Origin of the sequence: Rhizobium sp. AC44/96 (genome assembly GCF_001692185.1) — a bacterium.
GTDB lineage: Bacteria > Pseudomonadota > Alphaproteobacteria > Rhizobiales > Rhizobiaceae > Rhizobium.
Genome location: NZ_LXKO01000001.1, coordinates 451,946 through 478,650, shown reverse-complemented (window position 1 = coordinate 478,650; position 26,705 = coordinate 451,946). Strand labels below are relative to the sequence as shown.

Annotated in this window: 25 protein-coding genes and 1 tRNA gene; 11 read left to right on the top strand and 15 right to left on the bottom strand. The window is 60.3% G+C overall.

What is annotated here, in order from left to right; translation table 11 throughout:
• Positions 1-2: 2 nt before the first annotated feature.
• The gene (gene glcE, locus A6U87_RS02275; RefSeq protein WP_065689605.1) at positions 3-1,208 is read right to left on the bottom strand and encodes a glycolate oxidase subunit GlcE; all 1,206 of its coding nucleotides are present in this window, start codon (positions 1,206-1,208) and stop codon (positions 3-5) included.
• Complete coding sequence (locus A6U87_RS02270) at positions 1,205-2,644, bottom strand: FAD-linked oxidase C-terminal domain-containing protein (RefSeq protein ID WP_065689604.1); 1,440 nt, start codon at positions 2,642-2,644, stop codon at positions 1,205-1,207. Before A6U87_RS02270 ends, glcE begins: the two co-directional genes overlap by 4 nt.
• Positions 2,645-2,767: 123 nt before the next feature.
• On the opposite strand from A6U87_RS02270, the gene A6U87_RS02265 reads away from it, so the two are divergent.
• Positions 2,768-3,664 carry a LysR family transcriptional regulator gene (locus A6U87_RS02265; RefSeq protein ID WP_065689603.1) on the top strand — a complete coding sequence of 299 codons (897 nt, stop codon included), beginning with the start codon at positions 2,768-2,770 and terminating at the stop codon, positions 3,662-3,664.
• 6 nt (positions 3,665-3,670) lie between these two features.
• Here the strand turns inward: A6U87_RS02265 and A6U87_RS02260 are convergent, their stop codons facing one another.
• A complete protein-coding gene (locus A6U87_RS02260; protein WP_065689602.1) occupies positions 3,671-4,828 on the bottom strand; it encodes an adenosylhomocysteinase in 1,158 nt (385 codons plus the stop codon).
• A 438-nt stretch (positions 4,829-5,266) separates the two neighbouring features.
• Here A6U87_RS02260 and A6U87_RS02255 point away from each other — a divergent pair, with 438 nt between their 5' ends.
• The 5 genes from A6U87_RS02255 (at position 5,267) to A6U87_RS02235 (ending at position 10,556) form a co-directional block, all read left to right on the top strand.
• Positions 5,267-5,779 carry an NUDIX hydrolase gene (locus tag A6U87_RS02255; RefSeq protein ID WP_065689601.1) on the top strand — a complete coding sequence of 171 codons (513 nt, stop codon included), beginning with the start codon at positions 5,267-5,269 and terminating at the stop codon, positions 5,777-5,779.
• A gap of 64 nt (positions 5,780-5,843) precedes the next feature.
• Positions 5,844-7,343: an inorganic phosphate transporter gene (locus tag A6U87_RS02250; RefSeq protein WP_065689600.1), complete on the top strand. Its 1,500-nt coding sequence runs from the start codon at positions 5,844-5,846 to the stop codon at positions 7,341-7,343.
• Positions 7,344-7,353: 10 nt separating this feature from the next.
• Complete coding sequence (locus A6U87_RS02245; protein ID WP_065689599.1) at positions 7,354-8,091, top strand: 16S rRNA (uracil(1498)-N(3))-methyltransferase; 738 nt, start codon at positions 7,354-7,356, stop codon at positions 8,089-8,091.
• 144 nt (positions 8,092-8,235) lie between these two features.
• Positions 8,236-9,609: a glutamate--cysteine ligase gene (locus A6U87_RS02240; protein ID WP_065689598.1), complete on the top strand. Its 1,374-nt coding sequence runs from the start codon at positions 8,236-8,238 to the stop codon at positions 9,607-9,609.
• A gap of 83 nt (positions 9,610-9,692) precedes the next feature.
• Positions 9,693-10,556: a DUF937 domain-containing protein gene (locus A6U87_RS02235; protein ID WP_065689597.1), complete on the top strand. Its 864-nt coding sequence runs from the start codon at positions 9,693-9,695 to the stop codon at positions 10,554-10,556.
• Between the two features lie 85 nt (positions 10,557-10,641).
• Here A6U87_RS02235 and A6U87_RS02230 read toward each other — a convergent pair whose 3' ends face one another.
• Positions 10,642-10,941 carry a DUF1127 domain-containing protein gene (locus A6U87_RS02230; protein WP_065689596.1) on the bottom strand — a complete coding sequence of 100 codons (300 nt, stop codon included), beginning with the start codon at positions 10,939-10,941 and terminating at the stop codon, positions 10,642-10,644.
• A gap of 201 nt (positions 10,942-11,142) precedes the next feature.
• Between A6U87_RS02230 and A6U87_RS02225 the strand changes: the two genes are divergently transcribed.
• Positions 11,143-12,099: a LysR substrate-binding domain-containing protein gene (locus A6U87_RS02225; protein ID WP_065689595.1), complete on the top strand. Its 957-nt coding sequence runs from the start codon at positions 11,143-11,145 to the stop codon at positions 12,097-12,099.
• A gap of 3 nt (positions 12,100-12,102) precedes the next feature.
• Here the strand turns inward: A6U87_RS02225 and A6U87_RS02220 are convergent, their stop codons facing one another.
• The 6 genes from A6U87_RS02220 to A6U87_RS02195 form a co-directional block, all read right to left on the bottom strand.
• Positions 12,103-12,735 carry a TetR/AcrR family transcriptional regulator gene (locus tag A6U87_RS02220; protein ID WP_065689594.1) on the bottom strand — a complete coding sequence of 211 codons (633 nt, stop codon included), beginning with the start codon at positions 12,733-12,735 and terminating at the stop codon, positions 12,103-12,105.
• Positions 12,736-13,049: 314 nt separating this feature from the next.
• Positions 13,050-13,925: a dienelactone hydrolase family protein gene (locus A6U87_RS02215; protein ID WP_065689593.1), complete on the bottom strand. Its 876-nt coding sequence runs from the start codon at positions 13,923-13,925 to the stop codon at positions 13,050-13,052.
• A gap of 99 nt (positions 13,926-14,024) precedes the next feature.
• A complete protein-coding gene (locus A6U87_RS02210; protein ID WP_065690219.1) occupies positions 14,025-14,447 on the bottom strand; it encodes an MAPEG family protein in 423 nt (140 codons plus the stop codon).
• Positions 14,448-14,559: 112 nt separating this feature from the next.
• A complete protein-coding gene (locus A6U87_RS02205; RefSeq protein WP_065689592.1) occupies positions 14,560-15,123 on the bottom strand; it encodes a hypothetical protein in 564 nt (187 codons plus the stop codon).
• A gap of 2 nt (positions 15,124-15,125) precedes the next feature.
• Positions 15,126-16,610 carry an IMP dehydrogenase gene (gene guaB, locus A6U87_RS02200; protein WP_065689591.1) on the bottom strand — a complete coding sequence of 495 codons (1,485 nt, stop codon included), beginning with the start codon at positions 16,608-16,610 and terminating at the stop codon, positions 15,126-15,128.
• 177 nt (positions 16,611-16,787) lie between these two features.
• Positions 16,788-17,780: an MBL fold metallo-hydrolase gene (locus A6U87_RS02195; protein ID WP_065689590.1), complete on the bottom strand. Its 993-nt coding sequence runs from the start codon at positions 17,778-17,780 to the stop codon at positions 16,788-16,790.
• Between the two features lie 253 nt (positions 17,781-18,033).
• Between A6U87_RS02195 and A6U87_RS02190 the strand changes: the two genes are divergently transcribed.
• Entirely contained in the window at positions 18,034-19,452 is a 1,419-nt protein-coding gene (locus A6U87_RS02190; RefSeq protein ID WP_065689589.1) for a DHA2 family efflux MFS transporter permease subunit, read from the top strand.
• A 5-nt stretch (positions 19,453-19,457) separates the two neighbouring features.
• On the opposite strand, the gene A6U87_RS02185 is transcribed toward A6U87_RS02190, so the two are convergent.
• From A6U87_RS02185 to A6U87_RS02175, 3 genes are all read right to left on the bottom strand, one after another.
• Entirely contained in the window at positions 19,458-19,841 is a 384-nt protein-coding gene (locus A6U87_RS02185; protein ID WP_065689588.1) for a VOC family protein, read from the bottom strand.
• A 61-nt stretch (positions 19,842-19,902) separates the two neighbouring features.
• A complete protein-coding gene (locus A6U87_RS02180) occupies positions 19,903-20,622 on the bottom strand; it encodes an RlmE family RNA methyltransferase (RefSeq protein WP_065689587.1) in 720 nt (239 codons plus the stop codon).
• Positions 20,623-20,631: 9 nt separating this feature from the next.
• Positions 20,632-22,182: a Ppx/GppA phosphatase family protein gene (locus A6U87_RS02175; protein WP_065690218.1), complete on the bottom strand. Its 1,551-nt coding sequence runs from the start codon at positions 22,180-22,182 to the stop codon at positions 20,632-20,634.
• Between the two features lie 245 nt (positions 22,183-22,427).
• Here A6U87_RS02175 and A6U87_RS02170 point away from each other — a divergent pair.
• The 3 genes from A6U87_RS02170 (at position 22,428) to A6U87_RS02160 (ending at position 24,826) form a co-directional block, all read left to right on the top strand.
• Positions 22,428-22,501: transfer RNA gene (locus A6U87_RS02170), tRNA-Gln, on the top strand.
• 449 nt (positions 22,502-22,950) lie between these two features.
• Positions 22,951-23,889 (top strand): ParB/RepB/Spo0J family partition protein, encoded by a 939-nt coding sequence (locus A6U87_RS02165; protein WP_065689586.1) that lies wholly within the window; start codon positions 22,951-22,953, stop codon positions 23,887-23,889.
• Between the two features lie 376 nt (positions 23,890-24,265).
• The gene (locus tag A6U87_RS02160; RefSeq protein ID WP_065689585.1) at positions 24,266-24,826 is read left to right on the top strand and encodes a recombinase family protein; all 561 of its coding nucleotides are present in this window, start codon (positions 24,266-24,268) and stop codon (positions 24,824-24,826) included.
• Between the two features lie 70 nt (positions 24,827-24,896).
• On the opposite strand, the gene A6U87_RS02155 is transcribed toward A6U87_RS02160, so the two are convergent.
• Together A6U87_RS02155 and A6U87_RS02150 are read right to left on the bottom strand one after the other, a co-directional pair.
• Positions 24,897-26,039: a hypothetical protein gene (locus tag A6U87_RS02155; protein WP_065689584.1), complete on the bottom strand. Its 1,143-nt coding sequence runs from the start codon at positions 26,037-26,039 to the stop codon at positions 24,897-24,899.
• On the bottom strand, positions 26,039-26,584 hold the full coding sequence (locus A6U87_RS02150; protein ID WP_065689583.1) for a DUF4365 domain-containing protein: 546 nt from the start codon (positions 26,582-26,584) through the stop codon (positions 26,039-26,041). The genes A6U87_RS02155 and A6U87_RS02150 overlap by 1 nt, the downstream gene beginning before the upstream one ends.
• Positions 26,585-26,705 lie beyond the last annotated feature (121 nt).

Genomic DNA, 26,705 nt, shown 5'->3' with positions numbered 1-26,705 from the left:
GTCTAGTTTCCTGCAAGCTTCCCCGGATTGAAGATGCCTGCGGGGTCGAACTTCGCCTTTAATCGCGCCGAAAGCAATTCCACCGCCTCCGGCTGGGGTTGGAAGGCCGCGGTTGAGCCGCGCATCGCCTCGGGCGCCCTAACCAGGGTTGCATGCCCGCCGCCGAGCGCCTTGATGAAGCGACGCACCAAGTCTGCCTCGGCATCTGCCTCCATCCGCATCCAGACAAGGCCACCCTGCCAGTCATAAAAGGCATCGACGCCCGTTTCGAGGCGGAGCGCGGCGACGAGCCGGTGGCCGACGCTTGGCGCCACCGACACCCGCCAGACCGGCCGCGGCGTTCCGTCCGCATAGGGCAGGACGTCGCGGATCTCCCGCCACAACTGCGCGCTGTCATTGCTTCCCAAGCGCAAAACCGTTCCAAAAGCCGCCATCGCGTTCGCGAGCTTGTCGGCTCGTGCTTCCACCGATCCGGCAAGGCCTTCGATACGAAGCGCGGTCGCTTCGCCGGCCGGCAGCGTTCCGTCAAGGAACTTCCAGGTTACGGTCATCGGCAGATGCGCTGCGGCCGACACTTCAACAGGCAGCGCCATTGCCGCAGCCATGGCATCGGCGGCCTCCGCGTCATTGAGGTCCGCAACGAGGATGGTCTCCTCCGTCTTGGGCTTCGGCGGCACGCGGAAGGTGACTTCCGTAAGGAAGCCGAGCGTGCCATGCGAGCCGGCCATCAGCTTGACCAGATCCAGGCCAGTCACGTTCTTCATCACCCGGCCACCCGCCTTGATCGGCTCCCCGCTGCCGTTGACGAAGCGGACGCCGAGCAGGCTGTCGCGCGCGGCGCCAGCCACCAGGCGGCGCGGCCCGGATACATTGGCTGCGAAGACCCCGCCGATCGTCGGTTCTCCCGTTGTGCCCATCAGCGGCCGGTGATCCATCGGCTCGAACGCCATCATCTGGCCGTGCTCGGACAGAGCAGCCTTGATTTCGGAGAGCGGTGTCCCTGCTCGGGCGGTCAGCACCATTTCCCCCGGATTATAGGCGACGATCCCGGCAATGTTCGTCGAGCGCAGGCGGCTCGCGGCAGTCACAGCGTTGCCGAAGCCGGCGCGCGTGTTGCCGCCGCAGATCGCGACTGCCTTTCCCGCCGCCGCGTGAGCACGGATGATGTCGGCTGCATCTTCTTCAGTTGTCGGAAACAGGTCGATCATGCCACCGAACGTCCGTCGAGCGGGAAGACCTTGGACGGATTGAGAATCCAGTCCGGATCAAAGGCGGCGCGGGCTGCCATCTGCTGTGCAAGATCCGCATCCGAATACTGATGGCGCATCAGGTCGCGCTTTTCGATCCCGACGCCGTGCTCCCCGGTGAGGCAGCCTCCAGCATCGACACAGAGCTTCAGGATCTCCATTCCGGCGGCCTCGGCACGCGCGGCGTCATCAGGGTCGTTGGCATTGAAGAGGATGAGCGGATGCATGTTGCCGTCGCCGGCATGAAACACGTTGGCCACCCTGAGGCCATAGCGGTCGATGATTTCGGACGTCTTCTTCAGCACGTAGGAGAGCTGGCTGAGCGGAACGGTGCCGTCCATGCAGATATAGTCGGCGATCCGGCCGGTGGCGCCGAAGGCGGATTTCCGACCCTTCCAGATCAGGGCCGCCTCGGTTGCCGATTGGCATTCGCGAACGGTCTTCACGCCATGCTTGCGGGCGATCTCGACGATGCTTGCCAGCATGTCGTCCATCTCCGCCTCGGACCCCTCCACCTCGACGATCAGAAGCGCACCGACATCCAGCGGATAGCCGGCCTTCGCAAAGGCCTCGCAAATCTCGATGGCGGGCTTGTCCATGAATTCGATGGCGACGGGAATGATGCCCGACGCAATGACATCGGCCACGCAGGAGCCCGCTTCTTCTGATGTCTCGAAGCCGAACAGGACGGGGCGCGCGCCTTCCGGCTTGGCGATCAGGCGAACCGTCGCCTCGGTCACGATGCCCAGCTGGCCTTCATGACCGCAGACGAGGCCAAGTAGGTCGTAGCCGGCCGCATCCAGTCCCTTGCCACCGAGATCAATAACCGTTCCATCCACCAGAACCATCTTCACGCCGAGGAGATTGTTGGTCGTCACGCCATATTTCAGGCAGTGAGCACCGCCCGAATTCATCCCGATATTGCCGCCGATCGTGCAGGCGAGCTGCGAACTCGGGTCCGGCGCATAAAAGAAGCCATCCGCGGAAACCGCTTCTGAAATGTTCAGATTGGTGACACCTGCCTGAACGACGGCCGCCCGGTTCGGCAGGTCGATATCGAGAATGCGGTTCATCTTCGACACGCAGACGACGACCGCGTCCTCCTGCGGGATAGCGCCACCGGAGAGCGACGTCCCTGCCCCGCGCGGCACGATGGGCACACCATAGCGATGGCAGTATTTCATCACGGCAACGACTTCGGCGGTGCTGCGCGGCAGCGCGACGGCAAGCGGCACCCGACGATAGGAAACGAATGCATCTGTCTCGAACGGCACAAGCTCACGGGCCTCGTGGACGAGGCATTCCGGCGGCAGCAGATCGATCAGATCGGTGACGATCTGGCGGCGGCGCGCAAGAACATCGTCGCGCGGGGCGAGAAACGAAATGGCGTCGGACATGGCTCTCTCCCTTCGCAAAACAAGGCGTCGACGCCGTGCTGCGAACAGCTTCGGCTTAGCACTTTCCCGAATGCGGCGCAAATGCTAAGCACTTATGCCAAAAGAAGAAAATATCAGGGCAACATGACAAATCTGGGTGATCTCGAAATCTTCGCCAAGGTCGCGGCGACCGGCAGCATGTCGCTTGCCGGACGTGCGCTTGGCTTCTCGCCGGCCGTTGTTTCCAAGCGCATCAAGAGACTGGAGGACAGGCTCGGCACACGGCTCCTGCAGCGCACGACACGGCAGATCTCGCTGACCGAAGCGGGACAGGGGTTCTACGATCGCGTGCTCGGCATTCTCGCAGGGCTGGAGGAAGCGGAGTTCTATATCTCGGGACGCTCGGCGCAGATGCATGGCACGCTGAAGGTCTCGGCCCCGACATCGTTCGGGCGCATGCATATCGCGCCGCATCTGAAGGCGTTCATGGACATGCGCCCGGCGCTGGCGATCAACCTCGTGCTCAGCGACGAGTTCAGCGATATCGTTGGCGGCGGCTTCGATCTGGCGATCCGGATCGCCGAACTGACGGATTCCAGCCTCGTCGCGCGGCGGCTTGCTCCGGTGCGCCGGTTGCTGTGCGCCTCCCCCGCCTATCTCTCCGCCAACGGCACGCCGCAAACGATCGAGGACCTGAAGCACCATCGCTGCCTTCCCGCGCACAACAATGATGTGTGGCGACTGGAAGGGCCGGATGGCGCACTTTCCATGCGGCCAGAGGGCTTGCTCGTCACCAATTCGAGCGAGGTCATTCGCGAAGCCGTCATTGCCGGGCTCGGTATCGCGCTGCGTTCCACCTGGGATATCGGCGAAGAGCTGAAAAGCGGCCGTCTCGTCCAGGTCCTGCCCGCTTACGAGGGGTCGCGCAACGTGACGCTCTCGGCCGTCTATCCGAGCCGGCAGTTCCTGCCTGCAAAAGTGCGGCTGTTCATCGACTATCTGGCCGACCTTTATGGACCGGTTCCCTACTGGGAGCGCTGAGCGCTCCTAGCGGGCCAGATCGAGATAGGCGGACGCCACCATGGCGTCGATATCGGCCGGCACCGGAACAACGCAAGCCTCCGGGCCGACTGCTCGCTTGGCGACCCGCTCGAGGCACCGAACCTGCAGGGTAAAGCCGAGGTCCATCGATTCCACGGAATTGCCCAAGGGGCGCGAGCCGGCGAGATTGGCCATGTGGCCGCCGCCGAGAATGTGGATCAGGCGACCGTCCTTGAGATGCAGCGTTTCGATGCCATCGGCCTCGTAACGGCTGATCTCGACTACGTCCTCGTGTTCACGGAACGCGGCGACGTCGATCTCATTCGGGAAGTGCCCGCCGTTCATCAGGATCGCACCATCCTTGATCAGCGGAAGGTCGCGCGCGGTGACGATGTCGGGATGGCCCGTGACGGTGATCAGCACGTCCGCCGAGCGGATCGCCTGGTCGCGCAACGGCGTCACAAAGCCATCGAGATGCGCTTCGAGCGACGTGACCGGATCGATATCGACGACACTGACCTGGGAGAAGGCGTTGCGGAAACAGGAAGCCGTGCCCTTGCCACAGGCGCCATAGCCAAAGACGGTAACGCGCTTGCCGTTGGTCGAGCGGTTGGTGAAGCGCATGTAGCTTTCGAACAGGCTTTGGCCGACGGCGTGCCTGTTCTCGGCGAATTGCTTGATCGGGCTGTCGTTGATCACCAGGATCGGCATGTTCAACTGTTCGCGCATCGGCAGCAGGCGCGTGCGACCGGACGTCGTCTCCTCCGTGCCACCGAGAAGGTTGGCGTATGGACGTTGCGCGGCGATGGCAAAGAGATCGCCGCCGTTGTCGAGAAGCAGATCCGGTCTTTCGGCAACAACTGCCTCGAGGCTCTGGTGATGAGCGACCGGGTCGGTCGTCTGCGTTGCGAAGACCGTCACTCCCTGGGCTCGCAGAAACTCGACCGTCGCGGGCTGGGTGCTGTTGAGGTTGCCTGTACAGACGAGACGCGCGCCACCCGCCCGCAAGGTCATCAGAAGCGCCACGGTTTTCGGCTCAAGATGGATGCCGGTGCCGATCGTCAGTCCCTCGAACGGCCTTGTATTGCGAAACTCGGCGGCCGTTGCTTGCAGCAGCCGGCAGCTGCGACCAATCCAATCAATTCGTGTTGCGCTAGTTGTCATGCTCCAGGTCCCTTCGCGTTTGTCACATTGTTAAACGGAGCCGCGGCGGAGGGACACGGACATATTTCTGCGGCCGGCGCAGAAAATCTGCCTCCCCGTTTCGCCCATAGCCTGAAAATGCTGTGGATTCGGTCGGCCTAACATTAGCCGGCAATCGAATTTAACGAAAAATCGCTGTATAAATGCCATAGTCTCGACTTAACGGTGCATGGCCCGACAACGTCGTTGATTGCGACAAGGCACAGGCTCATATTAATTCTTGCAGCATGACGCGATCAGAGCAATTCGTGACGGTTTTCTCAAATCGAAACCGAAACGAAACGCTCTAATGGTAAGTATCAAAGCTGCCGCGCATGCAACGAAACACATGGATCGCGCAAGCTCCAGATTGGATATTGTATAGCGACCGTGAAACGAACGATAAAGGTGACCCGACCGTTGACTCTTCTTGCCCGACTGGCCTCTGACGTACAGCTGATGTTCCGGCGCCCACCGCGCCAGCAATATGCTGCGCTCTGCTATCGGACGAACGAGAAGACGAAGGCGCTCGAGGTCTTGTTGCTGACGAGCCGCGACACCGGTCGCTGGGTGATACCCAAGGGCTGGCCCATGGACGGACGCACCTCCTACGAAGTGGCGGCGCGCGAAGCCTACGAAGAGGCCGGCGTTCGCGGGACGGTCGAGAGCGACACGCTTGGGTGCTACCATTATCCCAAGGTTCTCAAGAACGGCCTGAAAGTGATCTGCAAGGTCCAGGTCTACGCGCTCCAGGTTTCGACGATCGCCAAGAACTTCAAGGAAAAGGGCGAGCGGCGCGTGGAGTGGGTTTCCTGCGACGAAGCGGCGAAGCGGGTGAACGAACCCGAGCTGCGCGATCTGTTTCTGCTGTTCAAGCGCCGCATGACGGAGCAGCATGCCGAAAGCGCGCTGACGCAAATTCCGGCGGAATGAATCCCGCGATCTTGCGCCTGCGAACACCGGGGCGCTAAAGCAGGATTCAGCCATAAGGAACAGCATGCCAGACCGCCCCCCCGTCCTCACCAAAAGAACGCTCGACAAGGACCTCGACAGGCTGACGCACGTCGAGGACGCATCGAAGTATGTTTCTCGCAAACTGATAGCACCGGGGATCGGGGTGGTCTTCCTTGGTCTCGCTATGCTGTTCGCCGGGGTCTACGTCTTTGACCGTCCGGGCGCGGTGCTCGTGATCGCCGCAGCAGCTCTTGCTGCCTATATGGCCTTGAACATCGGCGCGAACGACGTGACCAACAACGTGGGCGCGGCCGTCGGCGCACGCGCCATGACGATGGGCCAGGCGCTGGTCATTGCGGCAATCTTCGAGATTCTCGGCGCAACGATCGCGGGCGGCGAGGTCGTAAAGACGATATCTTCCAGCATCATCGATGCCGTGCAGGTCCCGGCTGGTCTCTTGGCCTGGATCATGATGGCCGCGCTGATGGCCGCCGCCTTATGGATCAACCTCGCAACGTGGATGAACGCACCGGTTTCGACCACTCACTCGATCGTCGGGGCAGTGATCGGGGCCGGCATCGGCGCCGTTGGCCCGGGTCCGGTGAACTGGCGGGTCATGGCCGAAATCACCTCCAGCTGGGTGACATCGCCGCTGATCGGCGGGATCATCGCGGCCGGCATGCTTTTCCTGGTCAAGACGTTCATCATCTATCGCGAGGACAAGATTGCCGCCGCGACACGATGGGTGCCGGTTCTGATCGCCCTGATGGTCGGCAGCTTCACGGCCTACATGATCCTCCAGCTCGAGGCGCCCGGCTCATTCTCCTCGTCGACGATCCTGCTCCTGGGCGTGGCGGCTGGTTTCATCGCCTGGATCATCGCGCGACCGCTTGTGCGGCGGCGGGCGCAAGGGCTGGAAAACCGCAACAGTTCGCTTCGCGTGCTCTTCCAGTTGCCGTTGATCGGCTCGGCGGCGTTGCTATCCTTCGCGCATGGCGCGAACGACGTTTCGAACGCGGTCGGCCCGCTGTCTGCCATTGTGCGCGTATTGCTGGGGCACCCACTCGGAGACCCCACCGCGCCTCCTCTTTGGGTCATGCTTATCGGCGCGCTCGGCATATCGGTCGGCCTGCTGCTGTTCGGCCCGCGCCTGATCAGGCTCGTCGGTGAGCAGATCACCAAGCTCAACCCGATGCGGGCCTATTGTGTGGCGCTTTCGACGGCAATCACGGTCATCGTCGCTTCGTGGCTCGGGCTGCCGGTCAGTACCACCCATATCGCCGTCGGCTCCGTCTTCGGCGTCGGCTTCTTCCGCGAATGGTATACGCGCCATTCCAAGCGCCGGGTCGCGTATATTCGCAGCAAGGCGGAGGTCTGGACCGTCGAGGAGCCCTTGGACCCGAATACGCACGAGGTCCGTCGCCGCTACCTCGTTCGCCGTTCGCATTTCATGACGATCATCGCCGCCTGGGTCATCACCGTGCCGGCATCGGCTGCGCTTGCGGCCATGATCTATTGGGTTATGTTCGCGCTCTTTGTCTAAGGGGTTCTTGATGCGCGCAAATTTCCGGATGCAACGCCTGTTCGTCGACGCGCCGCTCTCGCTTGGCGGCGCGTCGGAAGCGACACCCGATCAGTTCAACTATCTCGCCAACGTGCTGCGCATGGCCGACGGCGCCGAGATCCTGGTGTTCAACGGGCGTGACGGCGAATGGAAGGCCCGCCTGTCCTTTCCGAGCCGCAAGCGCATCCTGGTCATCCCAGAAGAACAGACGCGGCCACAACCCGCTCCATCGGACCTGCACTATCTCTTCGCGCCACTGAAGGTCGGACGGCTCGATTATCTCGTGCAAAAGGCCGTAGAGATGGGCGCGGGCGTGCTGCAGCCGGTGATGACCCAGCATGTGCAAGGCAAGATCACGAACCTCGACAAGCTCAAGGCCAACGTCATCGAAGCCGCGGAGCAATGCGGCATCCTCGGCATTCCCGATGTCGCCGAGCCGATACGACTGTTCGACCTACTCGACGGATGGCCAGCCGAGCGACGGATCATCTATTGCGACGAGGGTGATGCCGGGCAAAACCCACTGCCGCTGCTGTCCAAAATTACGGAACGGAAGCTTGCGCTGCTGGTTGGTCCGGAGGGTGGGTTCTCCGAGGAAGAGCGTACGCGGCTGCGCAGTCTCGACTTCGTCACCGCCATACCGCTTGGCCCGCGAATCCTGCGTGCGGATACCGCGGCGGTTGCCGCCATGGCTGTGATCCAGGCGGCGATCGGAGACTGGGAGTGACGGGCGAAAACCTATTAAGCAACACCGCCGCTATTTTTTTGATCGCCCGTTGAAACAAATTCACTTGCAACATACCTGCCAGCGGTCCTAATCACCCTTCCATGTCCGTTTCCCCCGGACGTTCCCCAGATACAGGTTACTTGAATGGCTCGTGACACTACCGACCAGACGCCGCTCTCTTCGGTTCAGGAGCTGACCGATTATCTCGCGGCTGGGAACAAGCCGAAGGACGCATTTCGGATCGGCACCGAGCACGAGAAGTTCGCCTTCTTCCGTGCCGACAACAGCCCGGTGCCTTATTTCGGTGAGAACAGCATTTCCGGCCTGTTGAAGGGACTTGAGGCCAAGAGCGGCTGGGATCCCATTCTCGACGGCGACAACATCATCGGTCTGGCCGAGCCGAAGGGCATGGGCGCGATTTCGATCGAACCCGGCGGCCAGTTCGAGCTCTCCGGCGCACCGCTGGAAACCATTCACGAGACCTGCAAGGAATCAAACCAGCATCTGGCAACGCTGCGCGAGATCGCCGAGCCGATGGGCATCCGCTTTCTCGGCATTGGCGGCAGCCCGAAATGGACGCTTGCCGAAACGCCGGTGATGCCGAAGTCCCGCTACGAGATCATGACCCGCTACATGCCGAAGGTCGGCAGCAAGGGTCTCGACATGATGTACCGGACCTGCACGATCCAGGTGAACCTGGACTTCTCGTCCGAGGCCGACATGCGCAAGAAGATGCGCGTCTCGATGAAGCTGCAGTCGCTGGCGACGGCGCTGTTTGCCTCCTCCCCCTTTACCGAAAGCAAGCTGAACGGCCTCTTGTCCTGGCGCGGCGATATCTGGCGCGACACCGACAACAACCGCTCCGGTCTTCTCGACTTCACCTTCCGCGACGACTTCGGTTTTCATGACTATGTCGAGTGGGCTCTCGATGTGCCGATGTACTTCATCGTACGCGACGGACGCTACCACGACTGTACGCACGTCACCTTCCGCCAGTTCATGAACGGCGCCCTGAAGGGCGAAGTCGCGGCCTGGGAACCGACGATGGGCGACTGGACGAACCACCTCTCGACGCTGTTCCCCGATGTTCGGCTCAAGCGATTCCTCGAAATGCGCGGCGCCGATGGCGGACCGTGGCGGCGGATCTGCGCGCTGCCGGCTTTCTGGGTCGGGCTGCTTTATGACGAGGGGGCGCTTGATGCGGCCGACATCCTGACCAAGGACTGGACCTTCGATGAGGTCCAGGCCCTTCGCGATGCGGTTCCGGTTCAAGGGCTGAGGGCCAAGTTCCGAGGCCATGATCTCTATGAAACGGCCCGCGAAGTTATCGCCGTTTCGAAGGCTGGCCTGAAGGCGCGCGGCAAGCTCAACAAGGAAGGTCAGGACGAAACCATCTTCCTTTCGCCGCTCGACGAAGTCATGGCCAAGAAGGCGACGCTGGCCGAGGATCTGCTGGCGCTGTACCACGGCCGCTGGAATGGCTCGGTGGACCCTGTCTTCGATGAGTATCAATACTAAGCGGTTGTAAAAAGCCGTTTGCGCATCCCTTTTTCCGGCTATAGTGGCGCGATTATGCGTCGCAAACCGGGAAAGGGATTTCCATGCTGCCACTCTTCGACATGATGATGCAGGCGCAGAACGGCGCGGCGATGGACGCGGTCTCCCGGCAGTTCAACCTTGCACAGGAACAGGCAACAAAAGCCATGGCCGCGCTGATGCCGGCATTTTCGGCCGGGTTGAAACGCAGCACGAGCAACCCCTACGATTTCATGGGATTGATGCAGGCGGTCGCATCGGGAAATTACGCCCGGTATTTCGAGGACATGAGCAGGGCCTTCACGCCGCAGGGGATCTCCGACGGCAACAACATTCTTGCGCAACTGTTCGGCTCGAAGGACGTGTCGCGCGCGGTCGCGGCGCAGGCGGCACAGATGACCGGCATCGGACAGGAAATCTACAAGCAGATGCTGCCCGTTATGGCCGGCACGTTGATGGGCGGACTGTTCAAGCAATCGATGGGACAGATGAATGCGCCGGTAAACCCCTTCGTCAACACGGCGATGGGTGAGAGCATTCAGCAATGGCTGCAGAGCACCGGCTTTGCGCCGCGGGAAAAACCAGTTCCCGAGCCTAGCATCTTCGACAATCCGTTCACGCAGGCCATGCAGTTGATGTTCAGCGTGCCAAAGCCGGAGCCTGAGAAACCAGCCATCAACCCGTTCCTCGACAATCCCTTCGCCAAGGCCTTTCAGGAGATGATGGGCAACCTTGGAAAGCCGGTCGCGCCGCAGCAACCGGAGCCTCCCAAGGCGAAGGCTAAAGCCGAAACGGAAAGCTACATGGACATGCTGAACACCATGTTCGACAGCGGCCTGGAAGTGCAGAAGAGCTACCAGAAGAGCATGGAAGCGATCTTCGAAACCTATATGCCGAAGGCGCCGCCGGCCTCCCCTCCCAAGGCATAAAAAAACCCGGAGACGGCTTGGGGCCGGCACCGGGTAAGAAGCAGGGCTATTGGCTATCACCCTGCGGGGAAAACTGGGGCCGGCCCTACTCCTCGTGGGACCGGAACATCGAATTGCGTGCGCGATTGCGCGCCGAACGCGTCAAGTGATCCGACGGATCCTCGAAGAAGGTCGACGTAAGGAACGCCGAGGTCAGATCAGCCCGTGACAGGCCGATATCCTTCAACAGATTGTCGTCGAGGTCACGCAGGCGGTTGATCTCCATACGGTTGCGGAACACGCGCAGTACGGATGCCAACGGTGCAAAAGCATAGGCAAGACGCTGTGCAAACGTCATGCTGGCCTGGTTGCAGTCGAGTTCAAGTATCCGGTCTGTCGTGCGCATGGGACGATCCTTTCGTTGGCGCGCAACAACCCACCCTTCCCGCGAGGTCAAACGGGAAGAAGCAAGTTGAAATCGGAGCGGACAGGCAGGGCGCCGGTCCTTCGCTGTGATTGATTTGCACGCTCAAGATGCCAAACGGCTATTGATCAGTCCAACGAATGTTTCTAATGATTATCATCAGAGATCGTTATAGGTGAGCTCATGTCCGCGCCTCTTGATATTGACCAGTTGCAGACCTTCATCGCCATCGTGGATTCCGGCAGCTTCACGAAGGCCGCCGATCGCGTCTACAAGACGCAGTCCGCCGTCTCCATGCAGATGCGACGCCTTGAGGAGCGTATCGGCAAACAGCTGTTCATCAAGGACGGCCGCGGCAACCGGCTGACGTCGGAAGGCGAAAAGCTGCTGAACTATGCCCGGCGCATGATCCGTCTCAATAACGAGGCCATCGCGGCCTTCGACGACAATCGTCTCGAGGGAACGCTGCGCATCGGAACGCCGGACGACTATGCCGACCGCTATATGCCGGAGATCATCGGCCGTTTCGCCAAGACGCATCCGAATGTCGAAATCTACATCGTCTGCGAACCTTCGGTGGATCTCGCCGAGCGCATCACGCGCGGTGAGCTCGACGTTGCACTCGTGACGCACAACCCGCGCGAACGCATGTCGGACGTGGTAAGAACGGAGCCGCTCTGCTGGGTCGGCTCGGCGAACCACCCGATCCGCGACGACGCGCCGGTTCCGCTCGCTGTCGGACGACGCGACTGTCAGTGGCGCCAGCTTGCCTGCTCGGCGCTCGATGCGGTCGGCCGCGAACACCAGATCCTCTTCACCAGCTGGTCCTGCACCGTTATCGCGGCTGCGGTTCTTGCCGGCATGGCCGTCTCCGTCATGCCGGAATCGGCGCTGCGCACCGGCATGAAGGTGCTGAGTCAGGCAGACGGTTTCCCCGCCCTGCCCCCGGTTCAGATCGGCATCATGAAGCGGCCCGGTGTTTCGATCTCGCTGATGAACGCGATCACGGCGCATATCAGCGCCTGCCTCGACAACATCACGCCGGCCGTTATCGAGGAAACGCTCGATGCGGACCTGAAGAACGCCTATGGCCGGGTGGAACCCCGGCTCAAGGTCGCCAACGCGGTCCCGAGCTGGTAATTATCAGGCGGGAACAGCCGAGAAGAAGGAAGAGCGGATCACGCCCTTCCATTCTTCCAGAATGCGCTTGGCAAGCGAAGCCTCGCTAACGACCGCAAGGCGAATGGAAGCGCCGATCAGGTGGCTGAAAAGGTAGGTGCGGGCTTCCATATCGACAGTCGTCAATTCCGGCGCGATGCGGCGCACCGCGTCATGGAAGATATCGGCAATACGCGTGGAATGCTCGATGTTCAGGCGCAGGAGATCCTGGTCGGTTTCGGTTCCCATCCAGATTCCGAGATAGGCGGCGTCGTTGCGGTACTCGTCATAGTGCCAGTCGATGGTCGTCGCGAGCACGTCGAGCGCGTCATCGACTGAATTAACCTTTGAAAAGGCGTCGGAAATTCTGGCCTGGATGGTAGACGCGTGCCGGTCAAACAGCGCTTTGACGATCGCGGCCTTTTCCGGGAAATACTGATACACCGAGCCGATCGGCACCTTGGCAGCAACTGCGAGTTCCGTCATGCGCATGGCGCTGACACCCTTTTCGGCGATCAGCCCTGCTGCAGCGGATAAAATGAGATCCAGCCTCTGGATGCTGCGTTCCTGTTTTGGCTTCCTGCGGAGGCCGATGCGATCAAAATTTTCGACGTTCATGTCGTTCCCCAACCAGCGTTTTTTTACTGCGCGGAAGATCGCTCCAACCGCCGCGTTGGCCGATATGGCATGCAGGTCTTCATGGTGGGTAAACGAGAAGCATCGAATTTTAACGATTGCGAAAAGCATAAACAAATCGGGGCGATACACCCCGATTTGGTCGTTTTTGGCGATGGTTTTGCGCGGCCGCAGTGCACTGAAATGCTGAACATGTCGGCTTTGCAGCCGTGCCGTGTCTCAAGAGCGACGCGCGCGCCTGATTCGTCGTCCGAATGACCGGCTTGACGTGTTCCGGCTACAGCGCGGCCGCCTAGTCAGGAAAGGTTCTTCTTCAGAAACTCGATCGTTCGGCCCCAGGCGAGATCGGCAGCCTTCTTGTCGTAGCGCGCCGCCGACGTGTCGTTGTTGAAGGCATGGTTGGCGCCCTCATAGACAAAGATCTGGAAGTCCTTGCCTGATGCCTCGAGCGCCTTCTTGTAGGCATCGATGCCGGCATTGGTGCGATCATCCAGGCCGGCATAGTGCAACATCAGAGCGGCCTTGATGTTCGGTACGTCCGCCGCTGCCGGCTGCATGCCGTAATAGGCGACACCAGCCTTCAACTCGGGCGACTTTGTCGCGAGACGGTTGACGACACCGCCACCCCAGCAGAAGCCGACGACGCCGACCTTGCCGTTGGTTCCATCAAGCTTCGACAGGTAGGCCACAGTGGCCTCGGCGTTGGCGACGGTGGCATTCGGATCAAGCTTGCTGAACATGTCGCGCGCCTTGTCCTCGTCTTCAGGCGTGCCGCCCTGCAGCGACAGGAAATCGGGCGCCAGTGCCACGAGCCCTTCCAGCGCTACACGCCGCGCGACGTCCTTGATATGCGGATTGAGGCCGCGGTTTTCGTGAATGACGATGACCGCGCCGAGTTTGCCAGCGGCATTCTTCGGTTCGACGAGGTAGCCTTTCATCTCGCCGCCGCTGCCGGGATAGGTCACATCCTTGGCTGTCAGACGATCGTCGGTGGCGGAGATCATTTCGGCGCTGGCCTTGTTGGCGGCCAGCATCGGCGCGATCACCGCAGCAGCGCTTGCAGACCCTGCAAGCTTTGCCAGCTTGTCCATGAAGTTGCGCCGATCAAGCGTCAGATGCGTGTATTCGTCGTAGGCATTGATCATCGCCTGCGTGATTTCCGGCTTGTCCATGTCTGTCTCCTCTACCCCAGGTTTCTGCCTGGGAGCGAACATAGGACAGCGGAAAGGAACGCCGAAACAAAACTGCGTTACCTCAAACCGGTGGAGATATCAGCCGTTCGGGAAGGCCATCCAGGCGGCAAGCCAGACCCACATGATGCCCAGAACGACATAGCCGGCGGCAAAGAGCGGGCTGCGGTAACGGATCCTGTTGCTCGTGACATGCACGAAGGCCTGAGCGTAGCGCAGCGCGACAAAGACCCATGCCAGGATTACCGCGATGAGATTGTCAGCTTCGGTGATGTAGAGAAGGATGCAGCAGACATAGAACAACACCGGCAACTCGAACTGGTTGGCAATGCAGTTCTTGACGAACAGGCTTTCGGGCGGCTCGCTGCGGTTTTCGCGGTAATCGGATATCCGGACCTTGCCGGCCCGGACCATCTGCTGCCGGCGGTAGCTGAGCAGCCCATAAAGCGCGTAAACCAGCGCCACATGGGCAATGATTGGCCAGAACATTTCATAGCCTGTCATTCCGCTCATATGGTCTTCTCCTTGCTGCTTCTGCTTTGATTTCAGAGCTGTAGAGGAAAAGGCCGGGCGGTGCCAGTCACATGCCTGTCAGGAATGACGCACCGCCAGATCCCTAACCGGCGTCCCGATCAGTGGGCGGCATCATGCGGACGATGGCGAAACGGACTATGACGATCAGGCAGATCGCCAGGGCGGCGAATTTTACCCGCGTCGTCCAGGGCAGCACCTGCGCGGCAAGATCCGCCCAGCTGCTGTCGCCGAACGCGACGAGGCTGGAGATGTTCTCGCCATAGTCGGCAATGCCGTAGACGAAGGGCAGGACGTAGACGAGCTTTGCGAGGGAGGGATGGATCGACCGTCCGAAATAGGAACCGCCGACCTCAAGCCGGATCAGGATCAGCAGCAGCAGAGCTGTCAACAGGGCCGGGAATACGATCTCGGGACCCCAGTACATCGCCCGCAGAAGCTTGTCGGCGACCTCGTCCTGGTCGAGCAGTCGTTGCATCTTGCCGACCGTGAGCGCGTCGTAGCCGGCAAAATAGGTATCGAGGACCGCCTGCCCGGTCTCATGCTTGAACGGAATGACAAATCCAAATGTCGTCCATGCAAGCACGCCCAGACAGAGGGCCGCGAGCAGCGCGATGATCCAGAGCGGAATACGGCTGCCCGAGTTCATGCTCAGCTGCCGGAGCCTGGATAGTTGGGGCTCTCGCGGGTGATGGTCACATCATGCGGATGGCTTTCGCGCAGGCCGGCGCCGGAGATGCGCACGAAGGTCGCGCGTTCCTGGAACTCCTTGAGGTCCTTGCCGCCGACATAGCCCATGGCTGCCTTGAGGCCGCCTGCGAGCTGGTGGAGCACGCCGGAGACAGGACCCTTGTAGGGAACCTGGCCTTCGATACCTTCCGGCACCAGCTTCAGCGTATCGCGTACTTCAGCCTGGAAGTAGCGGTCAGCCGAGCCGCGCGCCATGGCGCCGACGGAGCCCATGCCGCGATAGGCTTTGAAGGAGCGGCCCTGGTAGAGATAAACTTCGCCCGGGCTTTCATCGGTACCAGCGAGCAGCGAGCCGATCATCACGGCAGAAGCGCCGGAGGCAATCGCCTTGGCGACGTCACCGGAGAACTTGATGCCGCCATCGGCAATGACGGGGATATCCTGCGCGCGAGCAGCTTCTACCGCCGACATGATGGCGGCGAGCTGGGGAACGCCGACACCGGCGACGATGCGCGTCGTGCAGATCGAGCCAGGGCCGATACCGACCTTGACGGCATCCGCGCCGGCATCGATCAGCGCCTTGGTGCCTTCCGACGTCGCGACGTTGCCAGCCATGACGCGGACGGAATTGGAGAGCTTCTTGACGCGGCCGACGGCATTCAGAACGCCCTGCGAATGGCCATGCGCGGTATCGACGACCAGAAGATCGACGCCCGCTTCGATCAGTCGCTCGGCGCGCTCGAAACCATCGTCACCCACGCCAACTGCGGCAGCGGCGCGGAGCCGGCCCTGTGCATCCTTCGACGCATTCGGGTTGAGCTGCGACTTTTCAATATCCTTGACGGTGATGAGACCGACGCAACGGCCTTCGCCGTCAACGACCAGCAGCTTCTCGATGCGGTGCGCGTGCAGCAGGCGCTTGGCTTCCTGCTGGTTGACGCTTTCCTTGACGGTCACGAGGTTTTCGCGCGTCATCAGTTCGTAGATCTTCTGCTTCGGATCGGAGGCGAAGCGAACGTCGCGGTTGGTAAGGATGCCGACGAGGCGGCCGGACTTTTCGACAACGGGAATGCCGGAGATGCTGTGCATCTTCATCAGCGCGAGTGCATCGGCCAAGGTCGCATCGGGACCGATCGTCACCGGATTGACGACCATGCCGCTTTCGAACTTCTTGACCTGACGGACCTGCTCGGCCTGCTCGATCGGCGTCAGGTTCTTATGGATGACGCCGAGGCCGCCTGCCTGCGCCATGGCAATGGCAAGACGGCTTTCCGTGACCGTATCCATGGCAGAAGAGATGATCGGGATGTTCAGCTCGAAATCGGGCGCGATGCGCGTCGCCACGCTTGTCTGCCCCGGAAGAACCTCGGAGTGACCGGGCTGCAGGAGCACATCATCGAAGGTGAGTGCGTCCAACCCGGTTGGCGTTTCTATGATGCGAGCCATGGCCAATTTCCTCAATTACGAAAAATGCTGCCTCACCCGGAACGAGTCGTCCGCACCGGCGATGTGCAAGGTTTGCTTTGGAAGTTGGCGAGGGCTGGTAACACGTCTATGACAGGAAGGGAATAGTAAAAAGCCCGGCGCGGACGCCGGGCTTGGTATGGCTGCCATGCAGCATGCTCAGAGGTCGAACTGATAGGTCTTCGGGACGAAGCGGTAACCCGTGTCGTAGGTCTCGACAAAGCCAACAGCCGGGAACGGCATATGGTATCCAAGGAAGGCAACCTTGTCGGCCGCGATCATGTCGAACACCTTCTTGCGCGTGGCCGCGGCCTGCGCCTTGTCCATGTCGAAGCGAACTTCCCACTCGGGCCTTTGCAGCGAAAGAACGTAGTGGTTGGCGGTATCGCCGGTCGCGATCAGGCGCTTGCCGTCGGATTCTACGTGGAAAATCATGTGGCCGGGCGTGTGCCCCGGTGCCAGCATGGCAGTGATGCCGCCGGCGACCGTGTCGCCTTCCCCGATGAACGTCATCTTCTCGGCAAAGGGAACCACGTTTGCGAGCACCGCCTTGTGGCCGCCCTCGGCCGGCGTGCCTTCGCGTGCTTTGTCCGTCCAGAAATCGTATTCGGTCTTGCCGGCAACATAACGGGCGTTCTTGAACGCCGGTGCTCCGGCTTCCATGAGGCCGCCAATGTGATCGCCATGCAGATGGGTCAGCGCCACGACGGTGATATCATCCGGCGAATAGCCGGCAGCCTTCAGCCCATCGCGAAGCAGGCCGGCGCCGCGCGCCCGGCCGCCCTCACCGAACCCGGTATCGACCAGGATGACATCGGAGCCGGTGTCGATCACCGTCGGCGCATAGGCGTTGACGAACTTGTCGGTCGGCAGGAAGTTCTTTGCCAGCAACTCCTGAACGGTTTCCGGCTTCTGGTTGGTCCCGAAGGTTTCATACGGCTTCTCGGCAACACTCGCGCCGTCCTTGATGACGGTGAAGTTGAAGGAGCCGAGTTTGAATTTGTTGAACTGAGGCTGCGTCGTCGCATCCATCTTTGTTTTATCTCCACTTGCAGCCATTGCGGCCGTCTGTCTCAAAATCGCCGGCGCCGCCAGCAGGCCAATGCCCGCAGCACAGAACGCGCGCCGTCTTATCCCCGTCGACTTTGCCATATCTCATCCTTCCAATAACGCACGGCAACTTCGCCGCACAGCCCCCATTCCGAGCCGACCGCCTTCATCTGGCAATTGCCCGATACAAACATATGTCAATCTTGACCGTTGAATTTGCTGAACAAGCAGTCTCACGCAGACGTGATGCAAACGTGTTTTCAAAGCCGATTGAGGGGTTGGCAGAGATACGTACGAGGAATACAGAGCACTGGCCTTCCAAGCCGCCTTCGCCAGACATTCAAGGCTGTCGCGCATGAACCGCATCGTTCCGTTGATCCTCGCCGTCGCTCTGTTCATGGAGCAGATGGACTCCACCGTCATCTCGACCGCCCTGCCAGCAATCGCCAACGATCTGCATGTCGGGCCGATCACGCTGAAACTTGCGCTGACCTCCTACATGGTGTCGCTGGCGGTCTTCATTCCGATCAGCGGCTGGATGGCGGACAGGTTCGGCGCCAAGCGTATCTTCCGGCTGGCGATTTGCGTGTTCGTCGTCGGCTCGATCTTCTGCGCGGCATCGTCAGGGCTTATCGAATTCGTCTGCGCCCGTTTCCTGCAGGGCATGGGCGGCGCGATGATGACACCGGTGGGGCGTCTGGTGCTGCTGCGCACGACGAAGCGCAGCGATCTCGTCTCGGCCATGGCGCTGCTGACGATCCCGGCACTGGTCGGACCGCTCGCCGGGCCGCCGCTCGGCGGCTTCATCACCACCTATTTCACCTGGCACTGGATCTTCCTCATCAACGTGCCGGTCGGCATTGTCGGCGTTTGGCTCGCCACGATCTTTCTCCCGGAGGTCGAAGCCACGGCGCCGCCGAAGCTTGACGTCACCGGCTTCATATTGACCTCGTTTGCCGCCGCCGGCGTCGTGTTCGGCCTGTCAGTGGTAAGCCTACCTGCACTCCCGCCCATGATCGGCATCGCGGCAACGGCGATTGGGCTGGTGTGCGGGGCTCTCTATGTGCGCCACGCGCGGCGCCACCCGGCGCCGATCCTCAACCTCAAACTGTTCCGCAATCCGACATTCCGGGCATCGACCACGGGCGGAACGCTCTTTCGCATCTGCATTGGCGCGATGCCCTTCCTGACACCGCTGATGCTGCAGCTCGGCTTTGGGCTGACGCCCTTTCAATCAGGGCTTATCACCTTTGCCGGCGCAATCGGCGCGATCACCACGAAGTTCATGGCGCGGCGTGTTTTCGCAGCGGTGGGCTTCCGGACGACCTTGCTGACGGCCGCAGGCGTGACCACGCTCGTAACCGTCACGACGGGGTTCTTTACGCCGGAAACGCCGCATCTCGTCATCATCGGCATCCTGCTGATCGGCGGCTTCTCCCGCTCGTTCTTCTTCACAGGCGTCAATGCGCTTGCCTATGCCGACATCGACGATGCACAGGCGAGCCAGGCGACATCGATGAGTTCGGTCATGCAGCAGATCAGCCTGGCTCTTGGTGTTGCTGTTGCCGCAGCGATCCTCGAGACGTCGATCTACCTACGCGGCGAGGAACTGCAGGTGGCGGATTTCCACATCGCCTTCTACGTGATCGCACTGCTGACCGTGGTCGCCACTCTCCCGTTCATCCGCATGGACAAGAACGCGGGCGCGCTGGTGTCCGGCCATCGCGCCAAGCCTCTGACACCGGCAGGCGTCGAGGCTGAACAGCAGGGGTGAAATAGTTATTCCGGTCGCTCGCAGACCGCGCTGAGCTTGTTGCCGTCCAGATCACGGACGTAGGCGGCGTAGAAGCTGGCATGAAACGGCCTCAGCCCCGGCCTGCCCTCATCGATGCCGCCAGCGGCGACGGCGGCCGCATAAAAGGCATCGACATCCGCCCGGCTTTCAGCGGCAAGCGCCACCATCGAGCCGTTGCCATTCGATGCCCGCCGGCGATTGAAGGGAGTGACGATCCAGAGTCGGCAACGGCTGTCGCCGTCGGCGGCATAGCCGATTTCCTCTTCCGAAAAGCGCTGGAGCTTGTAGCCGAGAAGCGGGAGCACGACGTCATAAAAGCGTCGGGCTCGATCGATGTCGTTGGTTCCGAGAGTGACGTAAAGCAGCATAGATATCCGCGGTCATTTCAGTCCTGGGGAGTTCTATATTCGACCCAGAACGACCGAAAGATCAAGCTTCCGTAACGTCAATTGCCGCCTTGCGGCCCTTGAATCCCTTCGCGAGCAGGAACATCTCGACCGATTCCGCCCGAGACGAGGCCGGCTTGACGTGGACGACCTGCTTGAAATGCTGCTTCAGCATGTTGAGCAGCTCCTTCTCGGTGCCGCCCTGGAAGGTCTTGGCAAGGAAGTGCCCACCCTCGCCGAGCACCTCGATCGCGAAGTGCGCTGCAACCTCGCAGAGGTGCATGGTGCGAAGGTGATCGGTGCGATGATGGCCGGTGGTGGGCGCGGCCATGTCCGAGATGACGAGGTCTGGCGTGCCGCCGACCGCTTCCATCAGCTGATCGGGCGCCGTGGGATCCAGGAAGTCGAGCTGCAGGATCTTCACACCAGGGAGCTGCGCCATCTCGAGGAAGTCGATCGCGGCGACGCGCACATCTTCGTCCGTCGATCCGGTCACCTTGGCGGCGATCTGCGACCAGCTGCCCGGGGCAGCGCCCAGATCGATGATCCGTCGCGCACCCTTCAGGATTCCATGCTTCTCATCAATCTCAAGCAGCTTGAAGGCCGCGCGGGCGCGATAGCCCTCGAGCTGCGCGCGCTGCACATAAGGATCGTTGATATGGCGCTGCAACCACTGTCGGGACGACGCCTTCATCTTCTTGTTCTTCACGCGCTGGCCGAGCTTGCGGCCGGTGCGGTTGCCCGCAATCGTTGGCTTGGTCATGCCTGTCCCCTATTTGCCGCGCTGGCCGCGGCGGTTGCGGTGGCGCCGCCAGACGCCGTCATCCGCCATCATGTCTGTGAGAAGGCCTTCCCTCAAGCCTCGATCGGCAACGCGCATGCGCGGGCTCGGCCAACGACGGCGGATGGCCTCAAGGATTGCGCACCCTGCCAGTACGAGATCGGCCCGATCCGGGCCAATGCAGGGATTGGCAGCCCTGCTGGCGAAATCCCACGAGAGCAGCTTTGCCTGCATCGCCGACACCTCGTCATCGGACAGCCAGATACCGTCGACCTTGCGGCGATCATAGCGCGGCAGATCGAGATGGACGCCGGCAAGCGTCGTGACCGTTCCAGAGGTGCCGATCAGGTGGAAATCGCCTGAGTGCCCGATTTCGATCTCAGGGCAATCGAAGCTCGACAGCATCCCCTCGACCTCGACGACCATGCCCTCGAAGGCTTCGGGCGTGACATCGCGACCGCCGTGTCGCTCCGAAAGCGTGACGACGCCCACGGGCAACGAGGTCCAGTGCGTGATATGATTGGCCAGCCGGTTGAATCTGCTTTCGCCAATGCGGATCACCGCGATTTCCGACGAACCGCCACCGATATCGAAGAGAACCACGGAACGGGTCTCGCGGCTGACGAGCGATGAGCATCCCGATACGGCAAGCCGTGCTTCCGTCTCGCGATCAATGATCTCGAGCTCCAGTCCGGTTTCCGCAACCACGCGCTCCAGAAACTGCGCGCCGTTGCTCGCCTGACGGCAGGCTTCGGTGGCGATCAGCCGCATCCGGCGGATTTCGCGGTTCTTGAGCTTTGAGGCACACACCCGCAGGGCATCGACCGCACGATCCATCGCCTCATCGGAAAGACGCCCGCTTGCGGCAAGCCCCTCGCCCAAGCGTACGATCCGCGAAAAAGCATCGACGACCCGAAACTGTCCGGGCCGCGTCGGTTGCGCGATCAACAGGCGGCAATTGTTGGTGCCGAGATCGAGCGCGGCATAGAGTTCGTCCGGCCAGGCATGTTCGCCACCCTGGCCGCGCGATTCGCGCTCGGGCTGGCGGGACGATCGCGTGTCGTTCTCGCCGCCACGCTGATCAGTGGACACGCTGCGTGCTACGGTCGCGGATTGCTGGGCATGCGGAGCCGCATGGCCCACGGACTTGGTGGGAGCGAGCGGGCGACCCTGCAAACCGCGCTTGCCGCGATTCTTGCGGCGATTGCGCCGACCCGACGCCGATTCGCCCTGCGGACGCGCAGTCGCTTCCGAAGCCGCGCTTTTCTCAACCGGTGCTCGATTCTGATTGGCGCTCTCGGCCGATCCGCCTGATCCACGCCGCCGACGCTTGCGCTTGCGAGCCGGATTCCCGGCGCTGTCGTCCATTGGGCGCGCTGTCTCTCCTGCATTGCCGGAGGAGACATGCGTAGCGGCCTGGCCTACATTGCGGGAGTGCCCGCCATGTTTGCCCTTGCGGCGCCTGGACTTTTTGCCATCCTTGCGCCTTGCCGCCGACGCCCCGTCTAGTTGCGGCTTTGCGCCGCCTTCGGGGTCTTCCACGTTCGTTATCCACCGCGCCGCGCAATTCCAGACGGTATGCAGCTGGCGCTCATTCGATTTTTGCGTTGCGGCAAGAATATCAGTGCCGGGCGGAATCACCAAATTCTTTTTATCAGCGCTCCGGAAAGGGCCGATCGCGGCCTCAAAAACGGCAGCGTAATTTTTTTCAAAACGGTATTTGCAATTCCCGAGCTTTTGGTTATAAGCGCCGCACAGCAGCCAAGCCATGCTTCGGCAGCGACTGCTGGGGAATAGTTCAATGGTAGAACGACGGACTCTGACTCCGTTAATCTTGGTTCGAGTCCAGGTTCCCCAGCCAAATATTTTTTATCCAATAAAATCACATACTTACATCGCCGTGCGTACCTCATTGTGTACCGTGGAACCCCTACCATCCAACAACTTTCATCGCCATGACCCATCAAGATGGCAAGCCACCGATCACTCTGGAATAGCGCAATGTGATTACTGCCCACTTATGGCAGACGGCATCAATTACCCCTCACTTATGGAAGAAAAGGCTCCGGCAATTGCCCCAGCCTTTAGTACAGAGCCGCTTTATTGGCAGCCTCTGGCCTTTCTGGGTGCCGTGTCGATTGCCACGCACTTTAGGAGAACCACGCGCTCACGCGACCCGATAACCGGGAGTTGGTTCAACCGCTCACGTTCGTCTCAGCCTTAGCCCCGGTGATCAGATCGATTGCCGGGGCATTTTTCTGCTGTGCTGGTGACGGACGATCACAACAAGAACCTATGACGAGAACGAAAATGCAAGAACCCGACAACACAACACGCTCCTTACCCGCTCAGGACGCCATCTGCAGCCTTCCGCATGATCTGAAGGCTCTGACGTTCAGCAAGGCGCTGGACGCCCTCAGGCAGGTTCAGAAGGCGAGCGTCAAGCTCGATGATGAGCCGAGCCGTCTTCCGCTTTCACAGCTCGACGAGCTGCCGAAGGTGTTCCAAATCAGGAGCGCCGAAGTTGACGATCGGCATGTCAGTGATCTGCTCAAGGCCCTGAACATCCACGGCGCGCTCGATCCAATCGTGGTCTGGCGATGCGGCGGCCGAAACTTCGTTGTCGATGGCCATCACCGGATTGCCGCCTATCGGCTCTGGCGGAGGTCCAAGGAACTGCCTGTCGTCTTCTTCAAGGGCACCGTCGATGAGGCCATCGAACATGCCGAGGCGGTCAACGGCAAGGCGAGCCTTGGCATCACCTACGAGGAGCGATCGAACTACGCATGGAAGCTGGTGGTCCACGCTGAGCTTCTTGGCAGGTTGTCCAAGGCGCAGCTCGTCAGGCGAGCCAACATCGCCAAGGGCACAATCGATAACATGCGAGCCGCCTTCGCAGTCTTGGGCGAGCGAGCCGTGAGCCTACCGGGTTGGCGGGATGCAATGACAGAATGGAAAAAAGGCCTGCAGGACGGAGATCATGACTTTGATGAAAGTTGGCAGGAGGCGGAAGCCATGAAGATCGTCGATCGACTGGGCAAGGAGTTCGGTAAGCGACTAGCCAAGAGGCCGGAAATCGCAGCCAAAGCCTTCAATCACCTACTCGGCAGGAAGTCTCGAGATGTCGCGGTTATGATGCTGGAGGAGGAGGGCTTCAGTCCCATGCTGCGCGATGAAGGTGGTAATGAGATCGATGATCTGGATAGCTACGAGCGGCCCCTTCGCGAGCTACCAGAAATCCCGTTCTGACCCCTTGCCTGCCCACTGCTCAGGTGCCCATTTTGGGCAGGTGACAAACACGATCGCGGTCTTGCCCATCTCTTCAATTGCTAGGGGCGGGCCGAGGTAGGGCATTTTTTGGCGAAAAATTCCGAGAGGCCAATCAGATATAAGGCTAGGGCCGGCTCCCCCCGTGCCGGCTCCCCCCAAGCTCTGAGACAATCCAGACCCGCTATGCCGATGGTTTTGCAGCCTGCGGCTTTCCTATCGCAAGTGCCACAAGGGCACGCCCTAGTGACTCCAGCAGTCAGACCACTGAAAGTGTGCCATATAAATGGTATTTGACTTTTGAGCCTGACAGTGCCAGAAGCTTTAAAACTTTATTGGCACTATTGGAGCTGTCTCAATGCCCTCTACCATCCTCGGCTACGCCCGCACCTCAACCCTCGACCAGACCTATGGCCTCCACGCTCAGCTCCACGAGTTGGAGGCGGCAGGCTGCGAGAAGGTGTTCAGCGAGCAGCTCTCCTCGGTCGACAAGGAACGTCCGGAACTGACCCGAGCGCTGGATTATGCCCGAGAAGGTGATGTGTTCGTGATCACCAAGCTGGACCGACTGGCCCGCTCCATGGCCGACCTCGTCAAGATCAAAGACGCGCTGGAGACCAAAGGCGTCACGCTCAAAATCCTCAACCTCAATATCGACACCTCGACACCCACCGGCAAGCTGATGCTGAGCCTGCTCGGTTCAATCGCTGAGTTCGAGCGTGACATCATGCTGGAGCGGCAGCGCGAGGGCATTGCCAGGGCGAAAGCTGACGGCAAATACAAGGGCCGCGCTCCGACCGCCCAGCGAAAAGCCGACGATGTGCGGCGCATGAAGGCCGAAGGGAAGACCGCAGAGCAAATAGTTGTGGAATTAGGTATCAGCCGTTCCAGCGTGTTCCGGGCGCTTCGCGGTGAATAATCACCGTCCCGTTTGTCATGGGATGATTATGTGTTTTCGCATCGGGTTGGCTATTCCGGCCTGCCGTGTCTCAATCAAGAACCCTAAACTCACTGGTTTCCGTCAGTGCTGAGCGCTTGCGTTTTCTAACCAAAGTTCCCTTTACTTGTACATGATGGCCATTCTCATGCGCCCTGATTGCATCTGCATAGTCCTGTGGGTTTAGCTCAAGTTGTACCTTTCGCCTCCCTTCGTCCGCGTCCCACTGGATTGTCACTAGACGCTTGTTGCTATCATTCTCCGCCAAAGGAATGCCCGCCGCTTTCAGCTCTACGACACGACCTACAACGTTCACATGCTGCTCTTCTGGCAGCGGCTCAAGCCGCTCTGCGGCTTCACGCAGCATCGGGACTGAGGCGGCTTTCACTTCAAACTCAGTATTTCGGCTAGGCACCTCCATTGCAAGCGATGCGTCAAAGGCGACACCAACATTGAACGATGACACCCCTGTTCCCTCAAGGAAATCCGCGAGGTCATTGCACATTCGGGCTGTTACAAGGGACGGCTGGGTAAGCATACTCACATCATCACGCAGAAAGGCGTCTGTCACCGCCTCCATTGCGAGCGCAATTCGCTGAGATACTTTACGGCCAAGCGGCTTACCCGCCCCGAACAAGTCGAACTGAACAGCCTCATGCAGCGGGCATTCAACTTGGAAGCCGAAACTGCCCCGAAAGGTGTGACCGAACCGACAGGCTTCCACGTAGCTTTTAGCTGATCGAACAGAAGCGTTCGTGAATGCTCCAGCCAATTCGACCTCAGCGACTGCTGCTCCTTCAACTAACGATCTCATATACACGACCATCGAAGAAGCGACCTGCATATCAATGGTATCGTCCACTACGTACCTGTCGGGTACTCGACTGGTTACGAAGTCACGTGGATGTAGACCGATACGGCTATCCCTTTGCGCCAAGGTATCTACTCGGTGACGCAATTCGCCGAAGGGTATGCCGTAGAATTGCCTTATGGTCGTTAGTGCTTCTTCAATCTCGAGCGGGTCACGATATTGCTCCCCTGACCTCTCGGTGAAGTAGATGTTCACGGGCTTGTCTAGGCCAGCGTTCGTCATCTGAAAGCGGACAACCCGGCGATCTTTGCTGACTTTCCGCGCCCATCCGTTCTCCAGCAAGAACGCCATCAGGTCTGCCTTGAGTTTGGGGTCGTCACTCATCAGAACATCCCCGCTAACTTGGTTTCCATTTCACTCAGGAGCGTGAGAACCGCATCAGGCGTGAGCAGATTTGCCCTTGGAATTTCGATCAGCTTGCTGGAGTTTTCGTTTGCCAAAGTCGGCCCAGTTAATTCGGCATAGTAGCAACAGTGCTTCAAGATCAGTTGCTGTTCCGTTGCGGACAGCCAGTCATTCGCGTCTTTCGGCAAACACATCAACACCAAGAGAAGGGGTGCGTAGGCCGGTCGGGATACCAGATCATTATAGGTCTGAGCTTTCGCTTTCCAAGCGACGTTGGCTCCCCTAAATTCCCAGTTTGTTGTACATTTCAGCTGGAAGTCGATCTTCGTGCCGCTCTCGACGTACCGATATTCCTCGTTGCCATCCGCATCGATACCTTGAAGGCGCTGTGCCATGGCTAGAAAAGTACCGTCCACCCCATAATCATGTTCGCGTTTGATTGATAGGTTGATACGCGCAGCGGCAGCTGTCGCCGTAACATATCCGATACTCAAGCTTTCTTGCAGATGCGAAACCGTAATCATTCAACACATCGTGGATGGCCAACAGAGTAGAAACCAGTAGTCTCCTACAATCAATGGAAGAGGTTAGGAAAGCCTTCACATCGCTGACGAAAACACGAGAGATAGATCTATCGGTTTCCTG